The sequence below is a fragment of the Bradyrhizobium monzae genome (assembly GCF_021458635.1).
GTDB lineage: Bacteria > Pseudomonadota > Alphaproteobacteria > Rhizobiales > Xanthobacteraceae > Bradyrhizobium.
Genome location: NZ_JAIRDQ010000001.1, coordinates 511031 through 531333 on the forward strand (window position 1 = coordinate 511031; position 20303 = coordinate 531333).

26 protein-coding genes are annotated in these 20303 nt (G+C 63.7%); 14 read left to right on the forward strand and 12 right to left on the reverse strand.

Going from position 1 to position 20303, the window contains the following annotated elements:
* The first annotated feature begins 47 nt into the window (after positions 1-47).
* Positions 48-854 (forward strand): Crp/Fnr family transcriptional regulator, encoded by an 807-nt coding sequence (locus K3F49_RS02665; protein WP_234679314.1) that lies wholly within the window; start codon positions 48-50, stop codon positions 852-854.
* A 44-nt stretch (positions 855-898) separates the two neighbouring features.
* Here K3F49_RS02665 and K3F49_RS02670 read toward each other — a convergent pair whose 3' ends face one another.
* The 3 genes from K3F49_RS02670 to K3F49_RS02680 are packed head-to-tail and all read right to left on the reverse strand — an operon-like array spanning position 899 to position 3219.
* Entirely contained in the window at positions 899-1642 is a 744-nt protein-coding gene (locus tag K3F49_RS02670) for an SDR family NAD(P)-dependent oxidoreductase (protein WP_234679316.1), read from the reverse strand.
* A 46-nt stretch (positions 1643-1688) separates the two neighbouring features.
* Entirely contained in the window at positions 1689-2435 is a 747-nt protein-coding gene (locus K3F49_RS02675) for an SDR family NAD(P)-dependent oxidoreductase (RefSeq protein WP_234679318.1), read from the reverse strand.
* A 37-nt stretch (positions 2436-2472) separates the two neighbouring features.
* Positions 2473-3219 carry an SDR family NAD(P)-dependent oxidoreductase gene (locus K3F49_RS02680; protein WP_234679319.1) on the reverse strand — a complete coding sequence of 249 codons (747 nt, stop codon included), beginning with the start codon at positions 3217-3219 and terminating at the stop codon, positions 2473-2475.
* 192 nt (positions 3220-3411) lie between these two features.
* Here K3F49_RS02680 and K3F49_RS02685 point away from each other — a divergent pair, with 192 nt between their 5' ends.
* A complete protein-coding gene (locus K3F49_RS02685; RefSeq protein ID WP_234679321.1) occupies positions 3412-4317 on the forward strand; it encodes a LysR family transcriptional regulator in 906 nt (301 codons plus the stop codon).
* Between the two features lie 18 nt (positions 4318-4335).
* Here K3F49_RS02685 and K3F49_RS02690 read toward each other — a convergent pair whose 3' ends face one another.
* Positions 4336-4977, reverse strand: coding sequence for a glutathione S-transferase family protein (locus tag K3F49_RS02690; protein WP_234679323.1), 642 nt, complete (start codon positions 4975-4977; stop codon positions 4336-4338).
* A 414-nt stretch (positions 4978-5391) separates the two neighbouring features.
* Positions 5392-5943, reverse strand: a complete 552-nt coding sequence (locus tag K3F49_RS02695; RefSeq protein ID WP_234679325.1) for a cytochrome b — start codon at positions 5941-5943, stop codon at positions 5392-5394.
* 170 nt (positions 5944-6113) lie between these two features.
* Here K3F49_RS02695 and murI point away from each other — a divergent pair, with 170 nt between their 5' ends.
* The 9 genes from murI to K3F49_RS02740 all read left to right on the forward strand — a co-directional run bounded on the left by murI (position 6114) and on the right by K3F49_RS02740 (position 11547).
* Positions 6114-6911 carry a glutamate racemase gene (gene murI / locus K3F49_RS02700; RefSeq protein WP_234679327.1) on the forward strand — a complete coding sequence of 266 codons (798 nt, stop codon included), beginning with the start codon at positions 6114-6116 and terminating at the stop codon, positions 6909-6911.
* A 61-nt stretch (positions 6912-6972) separates the two neighbouring features.
* Complete coding sequence (locus K3F49_RS02705) at positions 6973-7746, forward strand: HpcH/HpaI aldolase family protein (protein ID WP_234679329.1); 774 nt, start codon at positions 6973-6975, stop codon at positions 7744-7746.
* A 71-nt stretch (positions 7747-7817) separates the two neighbouring features.
* A complete protein-coding gene (locus K3F49_RS02710) occupies positions 7818-8201 on the forward strand; it encodes a cupin domain-containing protein (RefSeq protein WP_234679331.1) in 384 nt (127 codons plus the stop codon).
* Positions 8202-8307: 106 nt separating this feature from the next.
* Positions 8308-9075: an acyltransferase gene (locus K3F49_RS02715; RefSeq protein WP_234679333.1), complete on the forward strand. Its 768-nt coding sequence runs from the start codon at positions 8308-8310 to the stop codon at positions 9073-9075.
* A gap of 198 nt (positions 9076-9273) precedes the next feature.
* Positions 9274-9891: a 30S ribosomal protein S4 gene (rpsD, locus tag K3F49_RS02720; RefSeq protein WP_092228027.1), complete on the forward strand. Its 618-nt coding sequence runs from the start codon at positions 9274-9276 to the stop codon at positions 9889-9891.
* Positions 9892-9960: 69 nt separating this feature from the next.
* Positions 9961-10176, forward strand: coding sequence for a hypothetical protein (locus tag K3F49_RS02725; RefSeq protein WP_234679335.1), 216 nt, complete (start codon positions 9961-9963; stop codon positions 10174-10176).
* A complete protein-coding gene (locus tag K3F49_RS02730) occupies positions 10169-10378 on the forward strand; it encodes a type II toxin-antitoxin system RelE/ParE family toxin (protein WP_234680608.1) in 210 nt (69 codons plus the stop codon). The genes K3F49_RS02725 and K3F49_RS02730 overlap by 8 nt, the downstream gene beginning before the upstream one ends.
* The gene (locus K3F49_RS02735) at positions 10315-10464 is read left to right on the forward strand and encodes a type II toxin-antitoxin system RelE/ParE family toxin (RefSeq protein WP_234679337.1); all 150 of its coding nucleotides are present in this window, start codon (positions 10315-10317) and stop codon (positions 10462-10464) included. Before K3F49_RS02730 ends, K3F49_RS02735 begins: the two co-directional genes overlap by 64 nt.
* Positions 10465-10479: 15 nt before the next feature.
* Positions 10480-11547 carry a threonine aldolase family protein gene (locus tag K3F49_RS02740; protein ID WP_234679339.1) on the forward strand — a complete coding sequence of 356 codons (1068 nt, stop codon included), beginning with the start codon at positions 10480-10482 and terminating at the stop codon, positions 11545-11547.
* A 63-nt stretch (positions 11548-11610) separates the two neighbouring features.
* Here the strand turns inward: K3F49_RS02740 and K3F49_RS02745 are convergent, their stop codons facing one another.
* From K3F49_RS02745 to grxD, 4 genes are read right to left on the reverse strand one after another with little or no spacing between them, the layout of a single operon-like run.
* On the reverse strand, positions 11611-12873 hold the full coding sequence (locus K3F49_RS02745) for a serine hydrolase domain-containing protein (protein ID WP_234679341.1): 1263 nt from the start codon (positions 12871-12873) through the stop codon (positions 11611-11613).
* A gap of 1 nt (position 12874) precedes the next feature.
* Positions 12875-14161 carry a serine hydrolase domain-containing protein gene (locus tag K3F49_RS02750; RefSeq protein WP_234679344.1) on the reverse strand — a complete coding sequence of 429 codons (1287 nt, stop codon included), beginning with the start codon at positions 14159-14161 and terminating at the stop codon, positions 12875-12877.
* 46 nt (positions 14162-14207) lie between these two features.
* Positions 14208-14759, reverse strand: coding sequence for an O-acetyl-ADP-ribose deacetylase (locus tag K3F49_RS02755; protein ID WP_234679346.1), 552 nt, complete (start codon positions 14757-14759; stop codon positions 14208-14210).
* Positions 14760-14762: 3 nt separating this feature from the next.
* Entirely contained in the window at positions 14763-15089 is a 327-nt protein-coding gene (gene grxD / locus K3F49_RS02760; protein ID WP_234679348.1) for a Grx4 family monothiol glutaredoxin, read from the reverse strand.
* A gap of 239 nt (positions 15090-15328) precedes the next feature.
* On the opposite strand from grxD, the gene egtB reads away from it, so the two are divergent.
* On the forward strand, positions 15329-16627 hold the full coding sequence (egtB, locus tag K3F49_RS02765; RefSeq protein WP_234680558.1) for an ergothioneine biosynthesis protein EgtB: 1299 nt from the start codon (positions 15329-15331) through the stop codon (positions 16625-16627).
* Positions 16628-16676: 49 nt separating this feature from the next.
* Entirely contained in the window at positions 16677-17648 is a 972-nt protein-coding gene (gene egtD, locus K3F49_RS02770; RefSeq protein WP_234679351.1) for an L-histidine N(alpha)-methyltransferase, read from the forward strand.
* A 198-nt stretch (positions 17649-17846) separates the two neighbouring features.
* On the opposite strand, the gene K3F49_RS02775 is transcribed toward egtD, so the two are convergent.
* Both K3F49_RS02775 and K3F49_RS02780 read right to left on the reverse strand, forming a co-directional pair.
* Positions 17847-19040, reverse strand: a complete 1194-nt coding sequence (locus K3F49_RS02775) for a low temperature requirement protein A (RefSeq protein WP_234679353.1) — start codon at positions 19038-19040, stop codon at positions 17847-17849.
* Positions 19041-19079: 39 nt separating this feature from the next.
* Positions 19080-19316, reverse strand: coding sequence for a BolA/IbaG family iron-sulfur metabolism protein (locus K3F49_RS02780; protein ID WP_014494139.1), 237 nt, complete (start codon positions 19314-19316; stop codon positions 19080-19082).
* 199 nt (positions 19317-19515) lie between these two features.
* On the opposite strand from K3F49_RS02780, the gene K3F49_RS02785 reads away from it, so the two are divergent.
* Entirely contained in the window at positions 19516-19875 is a 360-nt protein-coding gene (locus K3F49_RS02785; RefSeq protein ID WP_234679355.1) for a DUF427 domain-containing protein, read from the forward strand.
* A gap of 74 nt (positions 19876-19949) precedes the next feature.
* Here the strand turns inward: K3F49_RS02785 and K3F49_RS02790 are convergent, their stop codons facing one another.
* Positions 19950-20123 carry a DUF1328 domain-containing protein gene (locus K3F49_RS02790; RefSeq protein WP_148742381.1) on the reverse strand — a complete coding sequence of 58 codons (174 nt, stop codon included), beginning with the start codon at positions 20121-20123 and terminating at the stop codon, positions 19950-19952.
* Positions 20124-20303: the final 180 nt, after the last annotated feature.

Sequence of the window (20303 nt, forward strand, 5' to 3'; positions counted from 1 at the left end):
TATACGAATACCGAGCAGGACTGAAAGCCTTACGCAGGGATAGTACCATGCCGTCCGGCAGCGCAGACATTTCCTCGATCCTCGACCGCATTCTGGACGCGGCCACGGATAACCTCAGGATCGCGAAGATCCTGGTCCAGATGGGCCTCGACCCCAACAATGTCACCTACGACGCGATCTTCAACCGGTTGCTGGAGATCTTCGTCCATAACATCACGCTGGCCAACATGTTCGCTACAGTCGGCGCCGGCTTCTTTGTCGCAACCTTGCTGATGCGGACGATGGTTCCGCTGCGCGTCGCCAACATGATCGGCTGTGCGTTCTTCGCCATTTTCGGCGCGCTCTCCGCAAATGTCTCGACGTTCGTCCTATATCTGCTGCTGTTGCCGATCAACGCCATCCGCCTCCGGCAGATGCTCAAGCTGGTGAAGAAGGCGCGCCATGCGGCCGAAGGCGACATGTCGATCGAATGGCTCAAGCCATTCATGACCGAGCGGAAATATCGCACCGGCGACACGCTGTTCAAGCTGGGCGACCCAGCCAAGGATATGCTCCTCACGGTCACCGGCAAGTTCCTGGTCAAGGAGATCAACGTCGAGATCGGGCCCGGCGCGTTGATGGGAGAGCTCGGTTTCCTCACGCCCGACAACCGGCGCACCGGAACGATCGAATGCATCGAAGACGGCCAGGTGCTGACGATCACCTATGACCGGCTGCTCGAGATCTACTTCCAGGACCCGCAGTTCGGCTATTATTTCCTGGTGCTGACCAGCCAGCGCCTTTTGCAAAACATCGATCGCCTGCAGAAGCAGCTGACCGCAGCGCGGGCGACGACCACGAACAGGACTGCGTGACCGGGCGGCGAATTCGGCCGCCCGATTTCCGATTTATCCCGCGGTCAGGCGTTGGTGCCGCCGTCCACCGTGAGATTCGCACCCGTGATATAGGACGCCTCCGGGCTGGCGACGAAGGCGACCAGTGCGGCCACCTCCTCCACCTTGCCGTAGCGGTTGAGTGCAGTCGCCGCCTTCTGGGGAGCCGCCCAGTCGCCGGCAGCGGGGTTCAGATCGGTGTCGATCGGCCCGGGCTGGACGTTGTTGACGGTGATGCCGCGGTCGCCGACTTCACGCGACAGCCCCTGCGTGAACATCCGGATCGCAGCTTTGGTCGCCGAGTAAGGCACTAGGCCGGGCGTCATCATGCGCTCGCCGACGCATGAGCCGATCGAGATGATGCGGCCATTGTCGTTCATCTGCTTCAGCGCGGCCTGCGTGGCAATAAACACGCCGCGGATGTTGAGGTTGATCACCTGGTCGAGCTCAGCCAGCGTGGTCTCCTCGAACTTCTTGGGGATCGCGGTGCCCGCATTGTTGACGAGCACGTCGAGCTTGCCGAGCGCGCCGACGGTCTTGTCGACCGCCGCCTGCACAGCCTTGGGGGCGGTGGCATCGGCCTGGATCGCGATGGCCTTGCCGCCCGCGCCCTCGATCGCCTTGACGATTGCGGCTGCAGCGTCCGCTCCCCTGCTATAGGTGATGGCGACCTTGGCTCCGTCAGCAGCAAGCCGCTTGGCGATGGCAGCGCCGATTCCGCGCGAACCGCCGGTGACGAGTGCAATCTTGCCTTCTAGTTTCTTTGACATGTTGGACTTCCTTTGTGAGGTCGGGAGAGAGACTACGGCGGCGGCCTCAGAGCCTTGAGCCGCCGTCGACGCGGATGGTGTCGCCGGTGATCCAGCGCGCATCGGGAGAAGCAAGAAAGGCGATGGCGTCGGCGATGTCGTCGGGCTCGGCGATCCGCTTCAAGGTCTGCATACCGAGCGTGTAGTCGCGCCCCGCGTCGGTCTTGGTGAAGGACGACATCTCGGTCCCCACCACGCCGGGCGCCACCGCGTTGACGCGCACGCCGCGCGCGCCGAGCGCTGCCGCAAAATGCTTCACCAGCGTGTCGATCGCTCCCTTGGTCGCGGCATAAGCCGGCAGCGTGCCGACCACCGCATGCGCAGCCAGCGAGGAGACCAGCACGACGCTGCTGCCCTCATGCAGGATGGGCAGCAATTGCTGCACCAGGAAGAACGGCGCTCGGACGTTGACGGCGAACAGCCGGTCGAAATCCTCGACCGTGGTCTCCTCGATCACGGCCGCCTTGGCGACACCGGCATTGGCAACAAGAATGTCGAGCCGGTCGCCGACGATGACGCGCGCGCGGCTCGCCAACTGATGCGGCCCATCAGGCGCGCCGAGATCGGCCCCGACGGCGTCGGCGCGGCCGTCGTTCTTGCGAATCTCGGCGACGACGGCTTCTGCCTCCTTGGCACCTTGGCCGTAGTGCACCAGTACCTGCGCGCCGCGCTTCGCGAGCGCCAGCGCCGAGGCGCGGCCAATGCCGCGCGAGGCGCCGGTGACGAGAGCGGTCTTTCCCTTGAGGTCAGTCATGGTTCTTTCTCTTTCTCTAAAGTGGTCTGGAAGCGACTTAGCTGGCGGTCTTGCCGCCGTTGACGCGAATGATCTGGCCGGTGACGAACGAGGCCTGCTCCGATCCGACGAACAGCACCGCGTTCGCGATCTCGTCCGGCCTTGCGCCCCGCTTGAGCGGCACGGCCGCGTAGAACGCCGCCTTCTTGTCCGGCGACCCGGTCAGGCGGTCGAGCATGGCGGTATCCGTCGGACCGGGGGCGACCGCGTTGACGCGCACGCCGAAGGCCGCAGCTTCCAGCGCCGCCGACTTGGTCAGGCCTTCGACGGCATGCTTGCTTGCGGAGTAGAGCGCCAGATTGGCCGCGCCTCGTTCGCCCATGGTCGAGGAGATGTTGACGATGCTGCCCGCGCCCTGCACCTTCATCACACGCAGCTCGTGCTTGATGCTGAGCAACGTCCCGAGCACGTTGGTGTTGAAGACGTCAGCGTAGCTTTGCTCGGTCTGCTCCCACACCGGGCCGGGAGTGCCTTCGACGCCGGCGTTGTTGACCGCGATCTCGAGGCGGCCGAACCGCCTGACTGTTCTGTCAACGAGATCGCGGATGTCGGCTTCATCGCGGACATCGGCCTTGACGAATTCGGCCTCCGCGCCAAGATCGCGCAGCTCGGCGACCAATGCCTTCCCGGCATCGTCCCGGCGGCCGGACACCACCACCCGGTGACCGGATCGCGCGAAGGAAACGGCGGTCGCCCGGCCGATGCCGGTGAGCGCGCCCGTGATCAATACGACCGGCAAGGTCATGGAAATCCCTCGTTTCGTGCTTCTTCGACGCCTCCCGATCGATCGGGTCCAGCAGCGTCGCTTCCGTGAGATAGGGAAAGGCCCTTTGCGTCGCCAAGACTTTGTTAGTTGCCCTTCATGCCTGATAGGTATGGGATGGTCGCAAGCGGCGCCTTTGCCATGGGCCGCAAACCTGTTGAGAGGCATTTGGTTATGGAGCTGCGCCACCTCCGTTACTTCGTCGCCGTCGCCGAGGAAGGCAGCTTCACGGTCGCTGCCGAGAAGCGGCTGCGCACCGCGCAGCCCTCGCTCAGCCGCCAGATCCGCGACCTCGAATATGAGGTCGGCGTGCCTCTGTTTGCGCGCAGCGTGCACGGCGTCGAGCTGACAGTTGCCGGAAAGACCTTCCTCGATCACGCACGCCTGGCGCTGACGCAGGCCGACGCGGCCATCGAGGCGGCGCGGCGCGCCGGCCGCCCCGAAAAGTCACGCTTTGCGCTCGGCTTCCTCACCGGGCAGGAGATCGACTGGTTGCCGGAGGCGATGCGCGTGCTGCGCGACGAGTTGCCGAACATCGACGTGACAGTGACGAGCGATTTTTCGTCCGTGCTGGCGGAGGGACTGACGCGCGGCAGACTCGACCTCGCCTTCATGCGGCGCGAAGCAGGCTCGACCGATCTCGTCTACCAGACCGTGATCAAGGAGACACTGGCCGCTGTGCTCCCGAGTGACCACCCCCTCGCCAAGCTCGACCGTGTCGAACTTGCAAAGCTTGAGGGAACGCCCTTCATCAACGTTTCCGACACCGCGCCTGCGCTTCTCGAGATCATCAACAACCATCTGCGCGAAGGCGGGTTCGGCATCGCTACGGCCCATGAAGCCGACAACATCGTCATGGCGGTGTCGATGGTCGCCTCCACCCATGGCTTCGCGCTGCTGCCGAGCTATGTGAAGAACTTTCTGCCCTGGTCGGTCGTCAGTCGCCCGCTCAAGGGCAAGGCGCCGACGATCGACCTCGTCGTGGGCTACCACAAGGCCAATGCCTCAACAATCCTGGCGAAATTCATCTCACGGTTGGGCGACCTGATCGAGCGCGCGACCAAGCATGTACCGAGGTGATCGCGGCCAGCGCGCAACTCAGCTCAGCAGCAGCGCCATGCCAGGATCGCCCTTCTCCATCGCGCGCCGGTAGGCCGATCGCGCACCGATACGGCCGAGATATTTGACCACGTTCGGGCAGCGCGCGAAATCGTAGGGCTGGAAATAACGCATCGTCGTGAGCGAGAAGCCTATCATGATGTCGGCCGTGGTAAAGCTGCTGCCCGCCAGATATTCCGCATCGCGCACGCGCGCATCGACCAGATCGAAGGCACGATCGACGCGCGTCCTGATCGCGGCCAGCATTGGATTGTCCTCGGCGAGCTTGAGCCGGTTCAACAGCATCAGCCGGCCCATGCCGGCTTGCAGCGTGCCGTTGGCAAAGTGAAACCAGTACAGGAATTGCGCGAAGTCGGGCGCGTCCGGGCCAAGCGCGAGGCGACCCTTGCCGTACTTGGCCATGATGTAGTCGACGATGGCGCCGGATTCGGCGAGCACGAGATCGCCGTCGACGATGACGGGCGCCGCCCCGATCGGGTGCAACGCCTTGTAGTCCGGCGGCGCCAGCATGGTGACGGAATCGCGTGCATAGCGCTTCAGCTCATAGGGAATCCCGAGCTCCTCGCAGAGCCAGACGATGCGTTCGGATTGCGATTTGCCAAGATGATGGACGGTGAGCATGAGCGTCTCCTGCGGGCAGAATTCCGCCCGTCTCTAGCATAGAGCGGAAGACGTGTCGGCTTGAAGACTGCGCGATGGAGGATGGAGCCTTCGCAGCCTGCCGTCAGGCGACCAGACTGCGTAGCGCCCCAATCATCTGGTCCGGCGCATAGGGCTTGTTGAAAGAAGCAGCTCCGCTCCGGAAGCTCAGCATGTTCGACCAGACCTGCGTCCTCGACGACGAGCACGACGAGCTTCGCTGTCACTTCAATCTGCCCCTCCACTGTACGCCTGCAAGGCCGCGAGGGCGCAAGCGGGTCACGGCGGCGTGACTCGAAGGACAAAATCACGCGCGAGTATGTCTGCGAGTTGAACGTGCATCGGAGAATCGCGATGCCGCTGCTTGCTCGGTCATTGCGGAGAGTGAGCTCCCCCCTACCCCACCTCGTCCGTCACCATGCGCGCCACGACGCGGTCGCGGCGGATGAAGTGGTGCCAGAGGGCTGCAACCACGTGGACCGCGATCAGCGCGAGCAGCACATAGGCAAAGAAGATGTGGCGGTCCTCAAAGGCATCCGCGGCCGCTTTGTCCGGAGCGGTGAATTGCGGCACGTGAAACAGGCCGAAGAAGTCCGAATAGTTGGTCGCGCGCGCGCCGGAATGCGCCCAGCCCAGCATCGCGACCAGGATGACGACGAGATAGAGCGCGCCGTGGCTGACATGGGCCGCGATCTTCTGCCAGCGCGAGGTCTCGGCCGGCAGCGCCGGCGTCGGGTTGATGGCGCGCCAGACCAGGCGCAGCACGGTGAGCAGCAGGATCACGTAGCCGATGTCGGCGTGGATCGAACGGTAGAAGAACCGATCGGGCCGTGCGGGAAAGTGGTTCATCCACCAGCCGAAGGCGATCATGCCGAGGATCGCCAGCGCCAGGCCCCAGTGAAACCACCGGGCAACGCTCCCCCAGCCCGATCTCGTGTTTCTGATCATGTCGGCTCCCGAAAATTTGCGGATGTCCCAACCGCAGCGCAGCACGGCTGCAAATAGCGGGAACATGCGACAAAGGTGAAATTGAATCGTTCCAAACTGGCCACCGGCCATCCCCGCCGCAAAACCGCCAAAAAAACCGAATGGTAACCATGGCGCCTTAAGGTAACGACGTGACCAATTCTCCGACGATCCTGGTATTCGACTCCGGCCTCGGCGGCCTCACCGTGCTGCGTGAGGTCGTGGCCGCGCGCCCGGACGCGCATTTTACCTATGTCGCCGACGACGCCTTCTTCCCCTATGGCCATCACAGCGAGGACGAGATCATCGCCCGCGTGGTGCCGCTGATGGGGGAGCTGATCGGCACCCATGATCCTGACCTCGTCGTCATCGCCTGCAACACCGCCTCCACCCTGGTCCTATCGCGTCTGCGGGCCGCTTATTCCGTGCCCTTCGTCGGCACGGTGCCGGCGATCAAGCCGGCCTGCGCGCGATCGAAGACCCGCCGCATCTCGGTGCTCGGCACCAAGGGCACGGTGAAGCGCGAATACACCAAGGCGCTGATCCGCGATTTCGCGCTCGGTTGCGAGGTCACGCTGGTCGGCTCGCCCGAGTTGGCCTCGCTTGCGGAGCGCGAGCTCAGCGGCCAGGCGATCAGCGACCGCGATGTCCTCGCCGAGCTCACCCCCTGCTTCGTCGGCGATGCCGCCGATTCGACGTCGCGGACCGACACGGTTGTGCTCGCCTGCACGCATTATCCGCTGCTGCTCGACCGGCTGGTGCGGCTGGCACCCTGGCCGGTCGAGTGGATCGATCCTGCACCGGCTATTGCTCGCCGCGTCTCGGATCTGCTCGGCCCGCACATCGACGGCGTCGCGCAATCCAGCGCCGAGATGATTTTTACATCAAATCGCGCACATGGGCTCGGGGCGATCCTGACGCCGTTCTTCGGCGGCCGCGCGCTAGCCTGACTTTTCGCAGACGCGGCGCGCTGCTAGGCTTGGCCGTCGTCATCTCGCGCAAGGTCATCACATGTCGGTCCCCGCAACGCCGCTCAATCGCCTCCGCCAATTGTGGAGCGAAGGCCGCCCCGCCTTCGGCGCGATCGCAACGATCCCGAGCGTGCAGCTGGTGCAGATCATGGCGCGATCGCTCGACTGGATCATCGTCGATCTCGAGCACGGCCCGATTGGATTGACCGAAGCCCATGCGATGATCGCCGCGACGACGGGCACGCCGTGCACGCCGCTGGTGCGGATCGCGGCGAACGAACCGTGGCTTGCGAAGGCGCCGATGGACATCGGCGCCTTCGGCATCAATTTCCCGATGATCACCAACCGCAGCGAGGCAGAGAAGGCCGTGCGCAGCGTACGCTATCCGCCAGGCGGCGATCGTCTGTGGGGCCCATTCCACGCGCCGTTCCGCTGGGGCCAGTCGATGCCGGACTACATGGCGTCAGCCGATGACGAGATGATCTGCATGATCACTATCGAGCATGTCGATGCCGTCGACCGCATCGATGAGATCATGGCGACGCCGGGCATCGACGTCGCCGTCATCGGCCCCGGCGATCTCGCCACCTCCATCAACAAGCGCGGACAGATGGACGATCCCGAGTTACTTGAGTTGGTCGCCCGCGCGGAAGCCGGCATCCTCAGAAGCGGCGTGCCGATCGGCGGCGTGGCCCGCACCGCCGACCAGGCCAACGCCCTGATCGACCGCGGCTACCGCGCGATCGCGCTGGGCTTCGACTGGTCGCTGTTCCAGCGCGGCATCATGGCGGCGTTCGACGGCATCAAGCGCTGAACAGGCCGATTGCCACCTTGTCGGGAACGGCGGCGCTGCTAGGGTCGGCCGTTCCAGGGAGGAAACAATCGATGCTCAAAAAGAGCCTGCTCGTTCTCGCTTTCACCAGCCTCGCCGTCGCCGCCTTCGCCCAGCAGACCGGCATCAAGCGCACCCCGCTCCAGAAGGTCGAGTTCCCGGATGGCTACAACACCATCACGGCCATCGCGGAAGTCCCGGCGGGCGGCGCGGCCGGACGCCACACCCATCCTGGGATCGAGACTGGTTACGTGCTGGAGGGCGAGCTCAATCTCCTGATCGATGGGCAGCCGGAAAAAACCCTGAAAGCAGGTGATTCCTACCAGATTCCAGCCGGCGTCGTGCATGACGCCAAAGCTCATGGCGATAAGGTTATGAAAGTGCTGGGAGTTTACATCGTCGACAAGACCAAGCCGCTGGCCTCGCCGGCACCCTGATCGGGCCGAACCGAGACGCCCCCAGGCGGTTGGTTCGTGCTAGAGCAGACGGCGAGCGGGCTCCCCTCGCCGTCGCTCATTTTCAATCCGCAGGAACGGGAGAACGATGCGCGGTCAACCTAAGAACATTTCGCTGCCGCGCCGCCTGATTATCGACCTCATGCGCGCCTCGATGGGCGTGCCGTTCGTCTCATTGTCCCGCCCGCTCGATATCCGGCCCCTGCTGGAGGCCCGCGCGGGCGCAATGGCGCCAGCCGGCTGGGCCGCGATGTTCGTCAAGGCGTTCGCCCTGGTCGCCAGGGACGAGCCGGTCCTGCGCACCGTCTATGCCAAATGGCCCTGGCCGTCGCTGTACGTGCTGCCGAAGAGCGTGGCGCTGATCGCCATCGCCCGGGTCGAGGACGGCGAGGAATGCGTGATGCCGCAGCGAATCGCGGCCCCGGAGACCATGGCGCTGGCCGCGGTCGACGCCGAAATCCGGCGCGCCAAGACCGCGCCGATCAACGACGTCCCGATGTTCCGCAAGATCATGCGGGCGACCCGCCTGCCGCTGCCGCTGCGGCGGCTGTCCTGGGCGGTGGGCTTGAATTTCGGCCGACAGCGGGGCAATTGGTTCGGCAGTTTCCAGGTGAGCTCCGTGGCGGCCTATGGCGGCGGTGAGCTCCACCCTGTGACGCCCGGCCCCTTCATCGTCAGCTACGGCCTGGTCGAGCCCGACCAGACCATCCATGTCGTGATCCGCTGGGATCACCGGGTCACCGACGCCGCCCCGATCGCCCGGGTCCTGACCCGGCTGGAACAGGTGCTGAACACTGAAATCGCTGCCGAATTACGGGCGGCCGGCTGCAAGGCGATCCGGGCCGTCGGGACCTGATTTCGGGGCCATTCGCATTGACAAATCGGCCCGAACTCTCCTAAAAGCCCCTTGCTCGCGGGCCGATTTCGGCCCGCGAAGCGTTTCGCGACCCGTGGTCCTCTCCCTTAAGCTTTGGGGATCGGACCTGTCAGTGCCGGGCTAGCCCGTCACCCAGGAGGGCGCGTTTCCTCAAACCATGCAACCGAAGAGGACGCGATGACTAAGCGCAGTGAGGCGAAGTACAAACTCGATCGCCGTATGGGCCAGAACATCTGGGGCCGCCCGAAGAGCCCCGTGAACCGCCGCGAATACGGCCCCGGCCAGCACGGCCAGCGCCGCAAGGGCAAGCTCTCCGACTTCGGCGTGCAGCTGCGCGCCAAGCAGAAGCTGAAGGGCTACTACGCCAACATTTCCGAGCGTCAGTTCCACGGCATCTATGTCGAGGCGAGCCGCCTCAAGGGTGACACCGGCGAGAACCTGATCGGCCTGCTCGAGCGTCGTCTGGACGCGGTCGTGTACCGCGCCAAGTTCGTCTCGACGATCTTCGCCGCGCGCCAGTTCATCAACCACGGCCACATCAAGGTGAACGGCCGCAAGGTCAACATCTCGAGCTACCAGATCAAGGTCGGCGACGTGATCGAGGTCAAGGAAGCCTCCAAGCAGCTCGCCCACGTTCTCGAAGCGAGCCAGCTCCCCGAGCGCGATACGCCCGACTATCTCGAAGTCGACCACGGCAAGATGACCGCAAAATACGTGCGCATCCCCGGCCTCTCCGACGTGCCGTTCCCGGTGCAGATGGAGCCCCATCTGGTCGTCGAATTCTATTCGCGCTGATAGTTTCGGCAGAACGACATTCAAAGGCCCCGGTTTCCGGGGCCTTTTTGTTGTGGTAAAGTCCTGTCGATGGCCCAGACGACCGATCAGCTCGCTAACATCACTCCATCGGCAACGCCTTCCGAGGCGGAGCTTAAGGCATGGGCCCAGCTGCCCCGCGACGAGCAGGTCCGCCGATATCAGGCACTATTCGCCCAGCCCGATTGCAACACTTTCACATCGGACACGCCGGACGAAATCCTCGCCGTCGCGCGCCAACGCGTTGCGCAGCGCCGCCATGGCTGAGTACCGGCTATCGGAGCGTACCCGAGCCGATCTCATCGACATCTACGACTTCACTGAGAGTCGATTCGGTAAATATCAGGCAGAGGCCTACTACGCCGGTCTGATCCGCTCCTTCGGGCTTATTGCCGACTTCCTCTCATGGGCCAGCAAGTGGATGAACTTGCAGTCGGCTATCGACGTTTCCGCTTCCAATCTCATCTGATTTTCTACACGGTGCAACCCGACCATGTTGAAATCCGTGCCATCCTTCACGGCGCGCAAGACATCAGACCGCAACTATTCGACTAGATGACGAGAACAGCCATGCTCTACACCCCTCCCCCGATCGATCCCAAGGCACCGCCGGTGCGCATCAATCTGCTCTCGGATACGCAGACCAAGCCGACGGCTGCAATGCGCGAGGCGATGGCGCGGGCCGAGGTCGGCGACGAGCAGGTCGGCGACGATCCGACTGTGAACGCGCTGTGCGAGCGCGTCGCTGAACTGATGGGTAAGGAGGCCGCCGTCTACATGCCCTCGGGCACGATGTGCAATGTCACCGCGACGCTGGTGCATTGCCGTCCCGGCGACGAGATCCTGGCACACGAGACCGCCCACATCATCGCCCGCGAAGGCGGCGCGCATGCTGCGATCGGCGGCTTCCAGGTGACGCAGCTCAAGGGCCCCGACGGCCAGTTCACGCCGGAGACGTTCCGGAAAGCTCTGCATCCGCGCACGCGCTACCAGCCGACGCAGACGGTGGTCAGTGTCGAGCAGACAGCCAATATCGGCGGCGGCACGATCTGGAAGAAGGCCGCGCTCGACGAGATCGTCGCGATCGCCAAGCAGCACGGCCTCGTCACGCACATGGATGGGGCGCGCCTGTTGAACGCCACCGTGGCAAGCGGCATCTCCCCGCGCGACATGACGGCGGGCTGGGATTCGGCCTGGATCGACTTCTCCAAGGGCCTGGGTGCGCCGATCGGCGGCGTGCTCGCCGGCACCCGCGAATTCATCGACGCAGTCTGGCAATGGAAGCAGCGCCTCGGCGGCTCGATGCGGCAGGCCGGCGTCTGCGCGGCGGCCTGCATCTACGCGCTCGACCATCACGTTGACCGCCTTGCCGACGACCACGCCAACGCGCGCACCCTCGCGCGCGGGCTGTCGCAGATATCGGGCGTCGAGGTGCAGGAGCCCGAGACCAACCTCGTGTTCTTCAAGCCCGATGGCGCCGGCGTTGCCGGTGACAGGATGGTCGCCGCGCTGCGCCAGCGCGGCGTGACGCTCGCGATGATGGACGGCCGCATCCGCGCCTGCACCCATCTCGACGTCAATGCGAGCCAGATCGAGGAGATGATCGGACACGTCAGGGAAATCGTGCGTGGGGCGTAGTCAGGGCGTTTTCGAGCGAAGTGGATACCGGTTCGCGTAAAGAAAACGCGTCAAAACCAAAATCTATCGCCCCATCGCCTCATAGATCAGCGTCTTCAGCGCCAGTTGAATCCGGCCGCGCTGTGACGGGGTCTGCACCATGAAGATCCCGAACAGGTCGTCCTCGGGATCGATGAAGAAGAAGGTGCCGCCGACGCCGTCCCAGCGATATTCACCGAGCGGCCACGACGTACCGGGCGGCACCGAGGTGCGCACGGCGACGCCGAGACCATAGCCGGAGTTCTCGCCCGGGTAATAGTTCCTGTCGCGCTCAACGTGGGTTTCGGGACCGACGTGATCCGACGCCATCAAGGCGATGGTTTCCGGCTTGAGATAGCGCCGGCCTTCATAACTGCCGCCGTTGAGCAGCATCTGTGAGAAGCGCGCATAGTCGCCGACGGTGCCCACCAAACCGCCGCCACCCGACTCCCACCTCAGCGGTTTTCGGGGATCGCGGACCTGCGTCATCGGACTGATCGCGCGATCCTCCGGCATCGGCTCGGCGATGCGCGGCCACTTGGCGCGATCGGCAACATAGAACGCGGTGTCCTTCATCCCGAGCGGATCGAGCAGCCGCTCCTTCGCAAATTGGAACAGCGGTTTCCCCGATATCACCTCGATGATGCGGCCGAGCACATCGGTGGAATGGCCGTAGTCCCAGATCGTGCCAGGCTGTTCGGCAAGCGGCAGCCCAGTGATCTTCGCGACCAGCTCGGCATTGGTCGAATCCTTGTTGTCGAACAGACCGGCGTCGGCATAGGCCTTGTTCACCAGGCCCCCGCCGTAATAGCCGTAGGGGATCCCGGCGGTGTGGCGCATCAAATCCTCGATCGTCACCGGACGCTTGAGCGGCTCCAGCTCGAGCGAAATCTTGTCGTCCTCGGCCTTCTTCTCGACACCGACCTTCATGTTGGCAAAAGCGGGAATGTATTTCGAGACGGGGTCGTTGATCGCAAGCCTGCCATCCTCGACCAGCATCATCGCAAGGACACAGGTGATCGGCTTCGACATCGAATAGAGCCGGAAGATCGTGTCCGCGCTCATCGAGATCTCGGTTGCGACGTCGCGCACGCCGAAATTCTCGTAATAGACCGGCTTGCCGTGCTGCTGGAGCAGCAGGATCGCGCCCGGAAACTTGCCGGTCGCGATCTCGTTCCTGATGTAGTCGGAGACTTTCGCCAGGCCCTCGGGCGTGAAGCTGCGCGCGCGGCCCTCGGAGCCCGCTCGCGCACCGACAACACCAAACAAAAGAACGAGCGCCGCGATCAGCGCGCGGCGCCCGCGCATGTCAATTCTCCATGGCTTCATAGACCAGTTGCTTCAATGTCCGCTGGATGCGCTGCCGTTCGGTCGGGGTCTGCTCCAGCAGCACAAAGAACATGTCCTGCTTGGGGTCGATGACGAAATAGCAGCCGGAAGCACCGTCCCACTTCAATTCCCCGAGATCGCCGGGTGGCGGCGGTTTTGCGTTGCCGGGATCGGTGCGGACTGCGAGCCCGAGGCCGAATCCGAAACCGTCGCCGGGGAAGTAGAAATAGTCACGATCGACGCCGGAACCAGGGCCGACCTGATCGGTCACCATCAGCTTGAACGTCTCGGGCTTGAGGATGGTCTTGCCGTCGAGCGTGCCGCCGTTGAGCAGCATCTGCGCGAAGCGCTCGTAATCGGCCATGGTCGTCACCATGCCGCCGCTGGCGAACTGGATCTTCTTGACGACCGTCGGATCGTTGATGCGGCCAACCCGGAAATCGCTGTCGTTCGGCACCGGTTGCGCCAGGAGCTTCTGCTTCTCGGGGTCGGTGACGAGGAAGCCGGTGTCGACCATGCCGAGCGGACCGAGCAATGTCTCCCGCTCGATATCGAGCAGCGGCTTGCCCGCCGCGACCTCCATCACGCGCGCCAGAATGTCGGTGGAATGGCCATACTGCCAGAGCGCGCCCGGCTGATTGTGCAGCGGCAGCTTTGCGATGCGCTCGGCGAACTCGGCGAGGTCGAAATCACCGGCATAGATATTGGCGTCGCGATAGGCCTTGCGGACCAGGGTATCGCCATAAAAGCCGTAGGTGACGCCCGATGTGTGCGTCATCAGGTCCTTCACGGTCATCGGCCGGTTTGGCGGCACGAGCTCGAGCGACTTGGTGCCGTCGTCGGCCTTCTTCTCGACGCCGACCTTCACATTGGCAAAGGACGGGATGTATTTCGAGACGGGATCGTCGAGCTTGATCTTGCCGTCCTCGAGCATTTTCATCGCGGCCACCGCGGTGATCGCCTTGCTCATCGAGAACAGGCGGAAGATCGTCTTGTCGGTGATCGGCGCCTTGCTGACCACGTCCTGCACGCCGAAGGCCTCGTGGTAAACCGGCTTGCCGTGCTGCTTGATCAGCACGGTTGCGCCCGCGATCTTGCCGGTCGCGACCTCGTTCTTGAAGAACTCGCTGATCTTGGCCAGCTTGTCCTGATTGAAATGCGCGCCGGCCGGAATCTCGTAGGTGCCTTCCGCGCGCACGAGCGACGTCGTGCCGAGCGAGACAAGCGCGCCGCAGAGCAATGCACATCGTCCAAAACGTAAAATCATATCCCCTCCCCGGAATATAGCCGGGCGGAGTGTACTGACGGCGCCATCAGGCACAAGGGCCGCCGTGTCGCGCGAGCGCCTCGGCATGGAGTTTGGCGCTTGGCTCGGAGAAGCAGCAGAAAATGACCCGACCAACGGATGGCACGGCGGGCAACATTTCGACCGTCGTACGGACGGCGATCTCGGCCGCCCGGTCGGCGGGAAAGTGATAGATGCCGGTCGAAATCGCAGGGAATGCCACCGAGGTCAGCTTGTGCTGTCCGCACAATTCCATCGCGCGGCGATAGCAGGAGGCGAGCATATCGTCCTCGCCGATCGTGCCGCCGTTCCAGACCGGCCCAACGGTATGGATCACATGCGCAGCCTGGAGCCGATACCCTTTGGTGATCTTGGCGTCGCCGGTCTTGCAGCCCTGAAGAACGCGGCATTCGGCGACGAGCTCGGGCCCGGCCGCCCGATGGATCGCGCCGTCCACGCCGCCCCCGCCAAGGAGCGACGCGTTGGCGGCGTTGACAATGGCGTCAACGCCGAGGGTCGTGATGTCAGCAACAGAGATGTCGAGCTGGACGGCGCCGATCCGGCGCGTCAGCACCGTCACCGATCAGGCCGCGACGGCGACGCCCTTCTCGGAGAAGAGCTGCTGCAATTCGCCGGCCTGGAACATCTCGCGGACGATGTCGCAACCGCCGACGAACTCGCCCTTCACGTAGAGCTGCGGAATCGTCGGCCAGTTCGAGAATTCCTTGATGCCGTTGCGGAGCTCGGCGGATTCGAGGACGTTGAGGCCCTTATAGCCGACGCCGATGTGGTCGAGGATCTGGACGACCTGGCCGGAGAAACCGCACTGCGGAAATTGCGGCGTACCCTTCATGAACAGAACCACGTCGTTCGACTTCACTTCGTTGTCGATGAATTCCGCGATGCTCATATCCGTGTCCTTCTGGGGCAGAGCCCTCACCTGTCATTCCGGGCCGGCTCAGCCGATCTAACCCGATACCTGGCTATATATGTAGCCCAAACCGTTGTGCATCCAAAGTAAAATGGCGGCGAACAGCCCCTGGGCGGCCCGGCCTGATGGCCCCGGCCCATTGCATGATGGGACGAATATCATCACCTGGGAGGACTTTCATACCGTAACGGAGCCCCTATCTAGGACGAACCTTGGTTTTGGAACCGGGTATCGCCAACAACGTTCTCTTGTCTTGTCTGGAGAAAAACGTGACGAAACAAGCCTCCGCTACGGCCAGTCCGCCGCTTTCGTCACCCTCCCTCGACCAGGGCAGCCTCGCCCAACGGCTCGAGGTTGCCTTTCTCGCGGTCCGCAACGAGACCGAGCGCCGGGCCGCGCCGCTCTCGCCGGAGGACCAGCAGATCCAATCCATGCCGGACGCCAGCCCGGCCAAATGGCACCGGGCGCATACCACCTGGTTCTGGGAGCAATTTCTGCTTGGTGAGCACGCTCCCGGCTACCGGCCCTTCCACCCCGACTTTGCCTTCCTGTTCAATTCCTATTACGTCAGCGCCGGCCCGCGCCATGCCCGCAATCACCGTGGTGACATCACCCGCCCCAGCGCCAACGAGGTCGGCGCCTATCGCAACCATGTCGATGCGGCGGTCGTCAAATTCTTCCGGAAGGCTGGCGAAGACAAGCTCCGCGCTCTGGCGCCACTGGTCGAAGTCGGGCTGAACCACGAGCAGCAGCATCAGGAATTGATGTTCGCCGATATCCTGCACGCCTTCGCGCAGAACCCGGTCTATCCAGCCTACGATTCCGACTGGCGCTTCCCGGCCGCGACGCGCACGGGTGAGGATTGGCTGACGCTGAACGAGGGCATCCACACCGTCGGCCATGTCGACGACACCTTTCATTTCGACAACGAGAAGCCCGCACATCGCGCCCTCGTCGGCCCCGTGAAAGTCGCCCGCAATCTCGTCACCAATAGCGAATGGCTCGCCTTCATGCGCGACGGCGGCTACCGGACCGCAACGCTGTGGCTGATGGACGGCTTCGCCGCGGCCAGCAAGGACGACTGGCAGGCTCCGGGCCATTGGCGCGAGGTCGATGGCGCATGGCAGGTGATGACGCTCGCCGGCGTCAAGCCGGTCGATCCCAACGCGCCGGTCTGCCACGTCAGCTATTACGAGGCCGATGCGTTCGCGCGCTGGGCCGGAAAGCACCTGCCGACCGAGATGGAATGGGAGGTCGCAGCCCGCGCGGGCCAGCTCAACGACGCCTTCGGCATCGTCTGGCAGTGGACGCGTTCTTCCTATTCACCCTACCCCGGCTACCGCGCGATCGAGGGCGCGCTCGGCGAGTACAACGGCAAGTTCATGGTCAACCAGCTGGTGCTGCGCGGCTCCTCGCTCGCGACGCCGGACGGTCACAGCCGTGTCACATATCGCAACTTCTTCTATCCGCACCACCGCTGGCAATTCACGGGGTTGCGGCTCGCCGACTACGAATAAAATTATCCGACGACAAATACGCGCCGGACAGCGCGTTCAGGAGAGTATCATGAATGTGCACGCCAGCGCTTTGGCCGAAGCCCATCTCCCCGACGAGCAGACGACCGCCTTTGCCCGCGAGGCCATCGAGGACCTCTCGCAGCAGCCGAAAAAACTGTCGCCGAAATATTTTTATGACGCGACCGGATCGGAGCTGTTCGAGGCAATCACGCGCCTGCCGGAATACTATCCGACGCGCACCGAGCTCGCGATTCTGAAGGAGCGCGGCAGCGAGATCGCAAAGATCATTCCCGAAAATGCCGCGCTGGTCGAGTTCGGCGCCGGCGCGACCACAAAGGTCCGTCTGCTGCTGAATCAGTCCAGGTTCGCGGCCTATGTCCCCGTCGATATCTCCGGCGATTTCCTGAAGGCACAGGCCAACGGGCTGAAGCGGGATTTTCCCTCACTCGGCATCTATCCGGTGGCCGCCGACTTCACCACGCCGTTCGAGCTGCCCAAGGCGGTGGCGACGATGCCCAAGGTCGGCTTCTTCCCGGGCTCGACCATCGGCAATTTCGAGCCGCATGAGGCGCAGGCCTTCCTGAAAAGCGCGCGCGCTATTCTGGGCCGGGGCGCGCAGATGATCATCGGCGCCGACCTTGAGAAAGAAGAGCGTCTGCTCCACGCCGCCTATAATGATGCGGCCGGCGTCACCGCACGGTTCAACCTCAATGTGCTGGTGCGGATCAACCGCGAGCTCGGCGGCAATTTCGATCTCTCCGCCTTCACCCATGGCGCGATCTACAATCACGATCGACACCGTATCGAGATGCACCTGATCAGCCGAAAGAGCCAGACCGTGCGCCTGCTCGGCACCAGCTTCTCGTTCAAGCCGGGCGAGAGCATCCACACCGAAAACAGCTACAAATACAGCCTCGAGCGCTTTGCCGCGCTGGCGAAGAGCGCCGGCTGGCGCGTGCGCGAGAGCTGGACGGATGCAGCAAAGATGTTCTCGGTGCACGCGCTGGAGGCGGCGGAGTAAGGCTCCGGCGCTTCGCGTTTCAGTGCCGTTTCGTGCGGCGCATCCTTCGAGACGCCCGCCTTAGGCGGGCTCCTCAGGATGAGGGCGGAGTATGTAGCGGCAGCTCTAGGGGGCACCGACAATGGTCAGCCTGATCCTGAGGAGACCGCGCAGCGGTCGTCTCGAAGGACGAGGCGGTTGCCCAGACTGCTCCCAGATTCAATGCTCCTCGGCCTCTTCCGGCTTCGATCCCAGCGACACCGACTCCCACGCCGCGACGATGATCATGATCACGCTCGTCGCGACCGACAGCCATAAGGGTGAGAGATCGGCGGCGAACCACCACAGCGCCATCAGCAGGATGATGCCGATGCCGTGGGAGAGCTGGAGGAAGCCGCGGATCGCGTGCTTGAACAGGATGGTGCCGACCAGAAACACCAGCGGGCCGCCGATCGTGCTCACGATGGTGCGGACGTCGGAATGGCCGGTCGGATGTTTCAGCACCAGTTCGTCCGAGACCGCGGTCAGGATGATGCCGGCGACGATCGGCATGTGCAGATAGGTGTAGGCGAGCCGCGCCAGCCGGCCCGATTCGGCGCTCTTCGAGATCCGCTCGGAGCCAGCTTCCGCGCCCTTGTGGAAGTAGACCCACCACATCGCGATGCTGCCGACCAGGCATGAGAGGAAGGCCAGGATGTTGTCTGCGGTCCAGTCCAGCTCGGCAAAGGTCGCGCCGTTGACGACGACGGCTTCGCCGAGCGCAATGATGATGAAGCCGGCGCAGCGCTCCGCCATGTGGTTGCCCTCGACCGCCCAGGCCTCCACCGACGAGAAGCCCAGCTTCGGCACCCAGAAGCGCACCGCGGGCGAGACGTATTCGATCGTCAGCGCCACGATCCAGAACCACAGCCTCTCCTCGCCATGGGCCAGACCACCGAGAATCCAGAAGATTGCGGAGCCGCAAAGCCAGACCAGAATGCGCATCGCATTATGCCGCACGGCGGTGCGATGGCGCGGGGTCGCGAACAGCCAGAAGGCGGTGCGTCCGACCTGCATGACCGCATAGGCGATCGCAAACCACAGGCCGCGCCCCTCGAACGCGCCCGGGATGGTCGTCGACAGCACGAGGCCGCCGAGCATCATCAGGAAGATCAGGATGCGGACCGGCGTCAGCTCGGGGTTGAGCCAATTGGTGACCCAGGCCGTGTAAACCCACACCCACCACACCGCCAGGAACAGCAGTGTGACCTCGACCGCCCCGAGCGGCGTGAAGTGGTGCAGCAGCGTGTGTGAAATCTGGGTGACGGCGAAGACGAAGACGAGGTCGAAGAACAGCTCGGCATTGGTGACGCGGCTGGGCTGGTTCGGCAGGATGACACGAAACAACGCACCGCGCTGACTATCCGCAGCCATCATCGTCCCCGTCGCGCGGTCAGGTCAGGTGCCCGCAGGTCAAGCGCCCGGCACACCGGTTTGCAGTGCCAGCGCGTGCAGCACGCCGCCCATCTGGCCCTGCAGCGACCGATAGACGATCTGGTGCTGCTGGACGCGGGATTTACCGCGGAAGGATTCCGAGATCACGGTCGCGGCATAATGGTCGCCATCGCCGGCGAGGTCACGGATGGTCACCTCGGCATCGGGGATTGCGGCCTTGATCATCGCCTCGATATCGTGGGCGTCCATGGGCATTCGGGTCTTGCTCCTTGTGTCGGCTGCGATGCAGCCTCGGCCGGGGTCCGGATCTGTAAAGCCAAACCTTGCCGGCAGGCCAAACTTAGCGTGAACGGCCTTCTACGTCACGCCTTCAGGCACTATATCCCTGATCCCATCAGGATAAAGGCACGACAAAGTGCCGCGCGCGGCGGATTGAACGAAAAGGCGTGAAATCATGAAGCTTCCCGGGCCAGACCACCCCATCACCATCACCCAAAACCCCCGGCGCGTCCGCGTCACGGCGGGCGATATCGTGATTGCCGAAAGCACCAAGGCGCTGACGCTCAAAGAGGCCAAATATCCGGCGGTGCAATATGTACCGCGCGCGGACGCCAACATGGCGCTGCTGGAGCGCACCGACCGCACCACCCATTGCCCCTACAAGGGGGACGCCAGCTATTACAGCATCAAGGCGGACGGCAAGACGCTCGACAACGCAATCTGGACCTACGAGACGCCCTTCCCCGCGATGACGGAGATATCAGGCCATCTCGCCTTTTACCCGGACAAGGTGAAGATCGAGGAAGTGGGGTAGGCTCGCGCTCTACGTCACCGTCATGGCCGGGCATGTCCCCGGCCATGACGATTGAGGATGCTGACGGCGCTCGGCTACGCCCGGAAGATCGTGAGCCCGAGTATCAGCAGCACCAGGAAGATCACGACGAAAATATAGAACAGGAAGCGGGCGACGTCGGCGGAGGCGGCCGAGATGCCGGTGAAGCCGAGCACGCCGGCCACGATCGAGATCAGCAGGAAGATCAGTGCCCATTTCAAGATTGTCATCGCCAGCTCCGACGCGTCTATGCCGCCTTTTGGCGGGCGGCCCTCAACCATTTCGTGAACGCTAACTTGGCCACACGGAACTGGTTCCTGAGGACGCCGGTCGGTGCAACGAATGGCATAAACTGCGCTTGCTGAATTCGGTTCCTGGCAGCAGAGTCGTGCAGGGACAGAGGCACAACC

Excerpts from the sequence above, each read along its gene's own strand:
- K3F49_RS02665 (WP_234679314.1), top strand. The coding sequence starts at position 48 with ATGCCGTCCGGCAGCGCAGACATTTCCTCGATCCTCGACCGCATTCTG.
- K3F49_RS02670 (WP_234679316.1), bottom strand. The coding sequence starts at position 1,642 with ATGTCAAAGAAACTAGAAGGCAAGATTGCACTCGTCACCGGCGGTTCG.
- K3F49_RS02675 (WP_234679318.1), bottom strand. The coding sequence starts at position 2,435 with ATGACTGACCTCAAGGGAAAGACCGCTCTCGTCACCGGCGCCTCGCGC.
- K3F49_RS02680 (WP_234679319.1), bottom strand. The coding sequence starts at position 3,219 with ATGACCTTGCCGGTCGTATTGATCACGGGCGCGCTCACCGGCATCGGC.
- K3F49_RS02685 (WP_234679321.1), top strand. The coding sequence starts at position 3,412 with ATGGAGCTGCGCCACCTCCGTTACTTCGTCGCCGTCGCCGAGGAAGGC.
- K3F49_RS02690 (WP_234679323.1), bottom strand. The coding sequence starts at position 4,977 with ATGCTCACCGTCCATCATCTTGGCAAATCGCAATCCGAACGCATCGTC.
- K3F49_RS02695 (WP_234679325.1), bottom strand. The coding sequence starts at position 5,943 with ATGATCAGAAACACGAGATCGGGCTGGGGGAGCGTTGCCCGGTGGTTT.
- K3F49_RS02705 (WP_234679329.1), top strand. The coding sequence starts at position 6,973 with ATGTCGGTCCCCGCAACGCCGCTCAATCGCCTCCGCCAATTGTGGAGC.
- K3F49_RS02710 (WP_234679331.1), top strand. The coding sequence starts at position 7,818 with ATGCTCAAAAAGAGCCTGCTCGTTCTCGCTTTCACCAGCCTCGCCGTC.
- K3F49_RS02715 (WP_234679333.1), top strand. The coding sequence starts at position 8,308 with ATGCGCGGTCAACCTAAGAACATTTCGCTGCCGCGCCGCCTGATTATC.
- rpsD (WP_092228027.1), top strand. The coding sequence starts at position 9,274 with ATGACTAAGCGCAGTGAGGCGAAGTACAAACTCGATCGCCGTATGGGC.
- K3F49_RS02725 (WP_234679335.1), top strand. The coding sequence starts at position 9,961 with ATGGCCCAGACGACCGATCAGCTCGCTAACATCACTCCATCGGCAACG.
- K3F49_RS02730 (WP_234680608.1), top strand. The coding sequence starts at position 10,169 with ATGGCTGAGTACCGGCTATCGGAGCGTACCCGAGCCGATCTCATCGAC.
- K3F49_RS02735 (WP_234679337.1), top strand. The coding sequence starts at position 10,315 with ATGGGCCAGCAAGTGGATGAACTTGCAGTCGGCTATCGACGTTTCCGC.
- K3F49_RS02740 (WP_234679339.1), top strand. The coding sequence starts at position 10,480 with ATGCTCTACACCCCTCCCCCGATCGATCCCAAGGCACCGCCGGTGCGC.
- K3F49_RS02745 (WP_234679341.1), bottom strand. The coding sequence starts at position 12,873 with ATGCGCGGGCGCCGCGCGCTGATCGCGGCGCTCGTTCTTTTGTTTGGT.
- K3F49_RS02750 (WP_234679344.1), bottom strand. The coding sequence starts at position 14,161 with ATGATTTTACGTTTTGGACGATGTGCATTGCTCTGCGGCGCGCTTGTC.
- grxD (WP_234679348.1), bottom strand. The coding sequence starts at position 15,089 with ATGAGCATCGCGGAATTCATCGACAACGAAGTGAAGTCGAACGACGTG.
- egtD (WP_234679351.1), top strand. The coding sequence starts at position 16,677 with ATGAATGTGCACGCCAGCGCTTTGGCCGAAGCCCATCTCCCCGACGAG.
- K3F49_RS02775 (WP_234679353.1), bottom strand. The coding sequence starts at position 19,040 with ATGGCTGCGGATAGTCAGCGCGGTGCGTTGTTTCGTGTCATCCTGCCG.
- K3F49_RS02780 (WP_014494139.1), bottom strand. The coding sequence starts at position 19,316 with ATGCCCATGGACGCCCACGATATCGAGGCGATGATCAAGGCCGCAATC.
- K3F49_RS02785 (WP_234679355.1), top strand. The coding sequence starts at position 19,516 with ATGAAGCTTCCCGGGCCAGACCACCCCATCACCATCACCCAAAACCCC.
- K3F49_RS02790 (WP_148742381.1), bottom strand. The coding sequence starts at position 20,123 with ATGACAATCTTGAAATGGGCACTGATCTTCCTGCTGATCTCGATCGTG.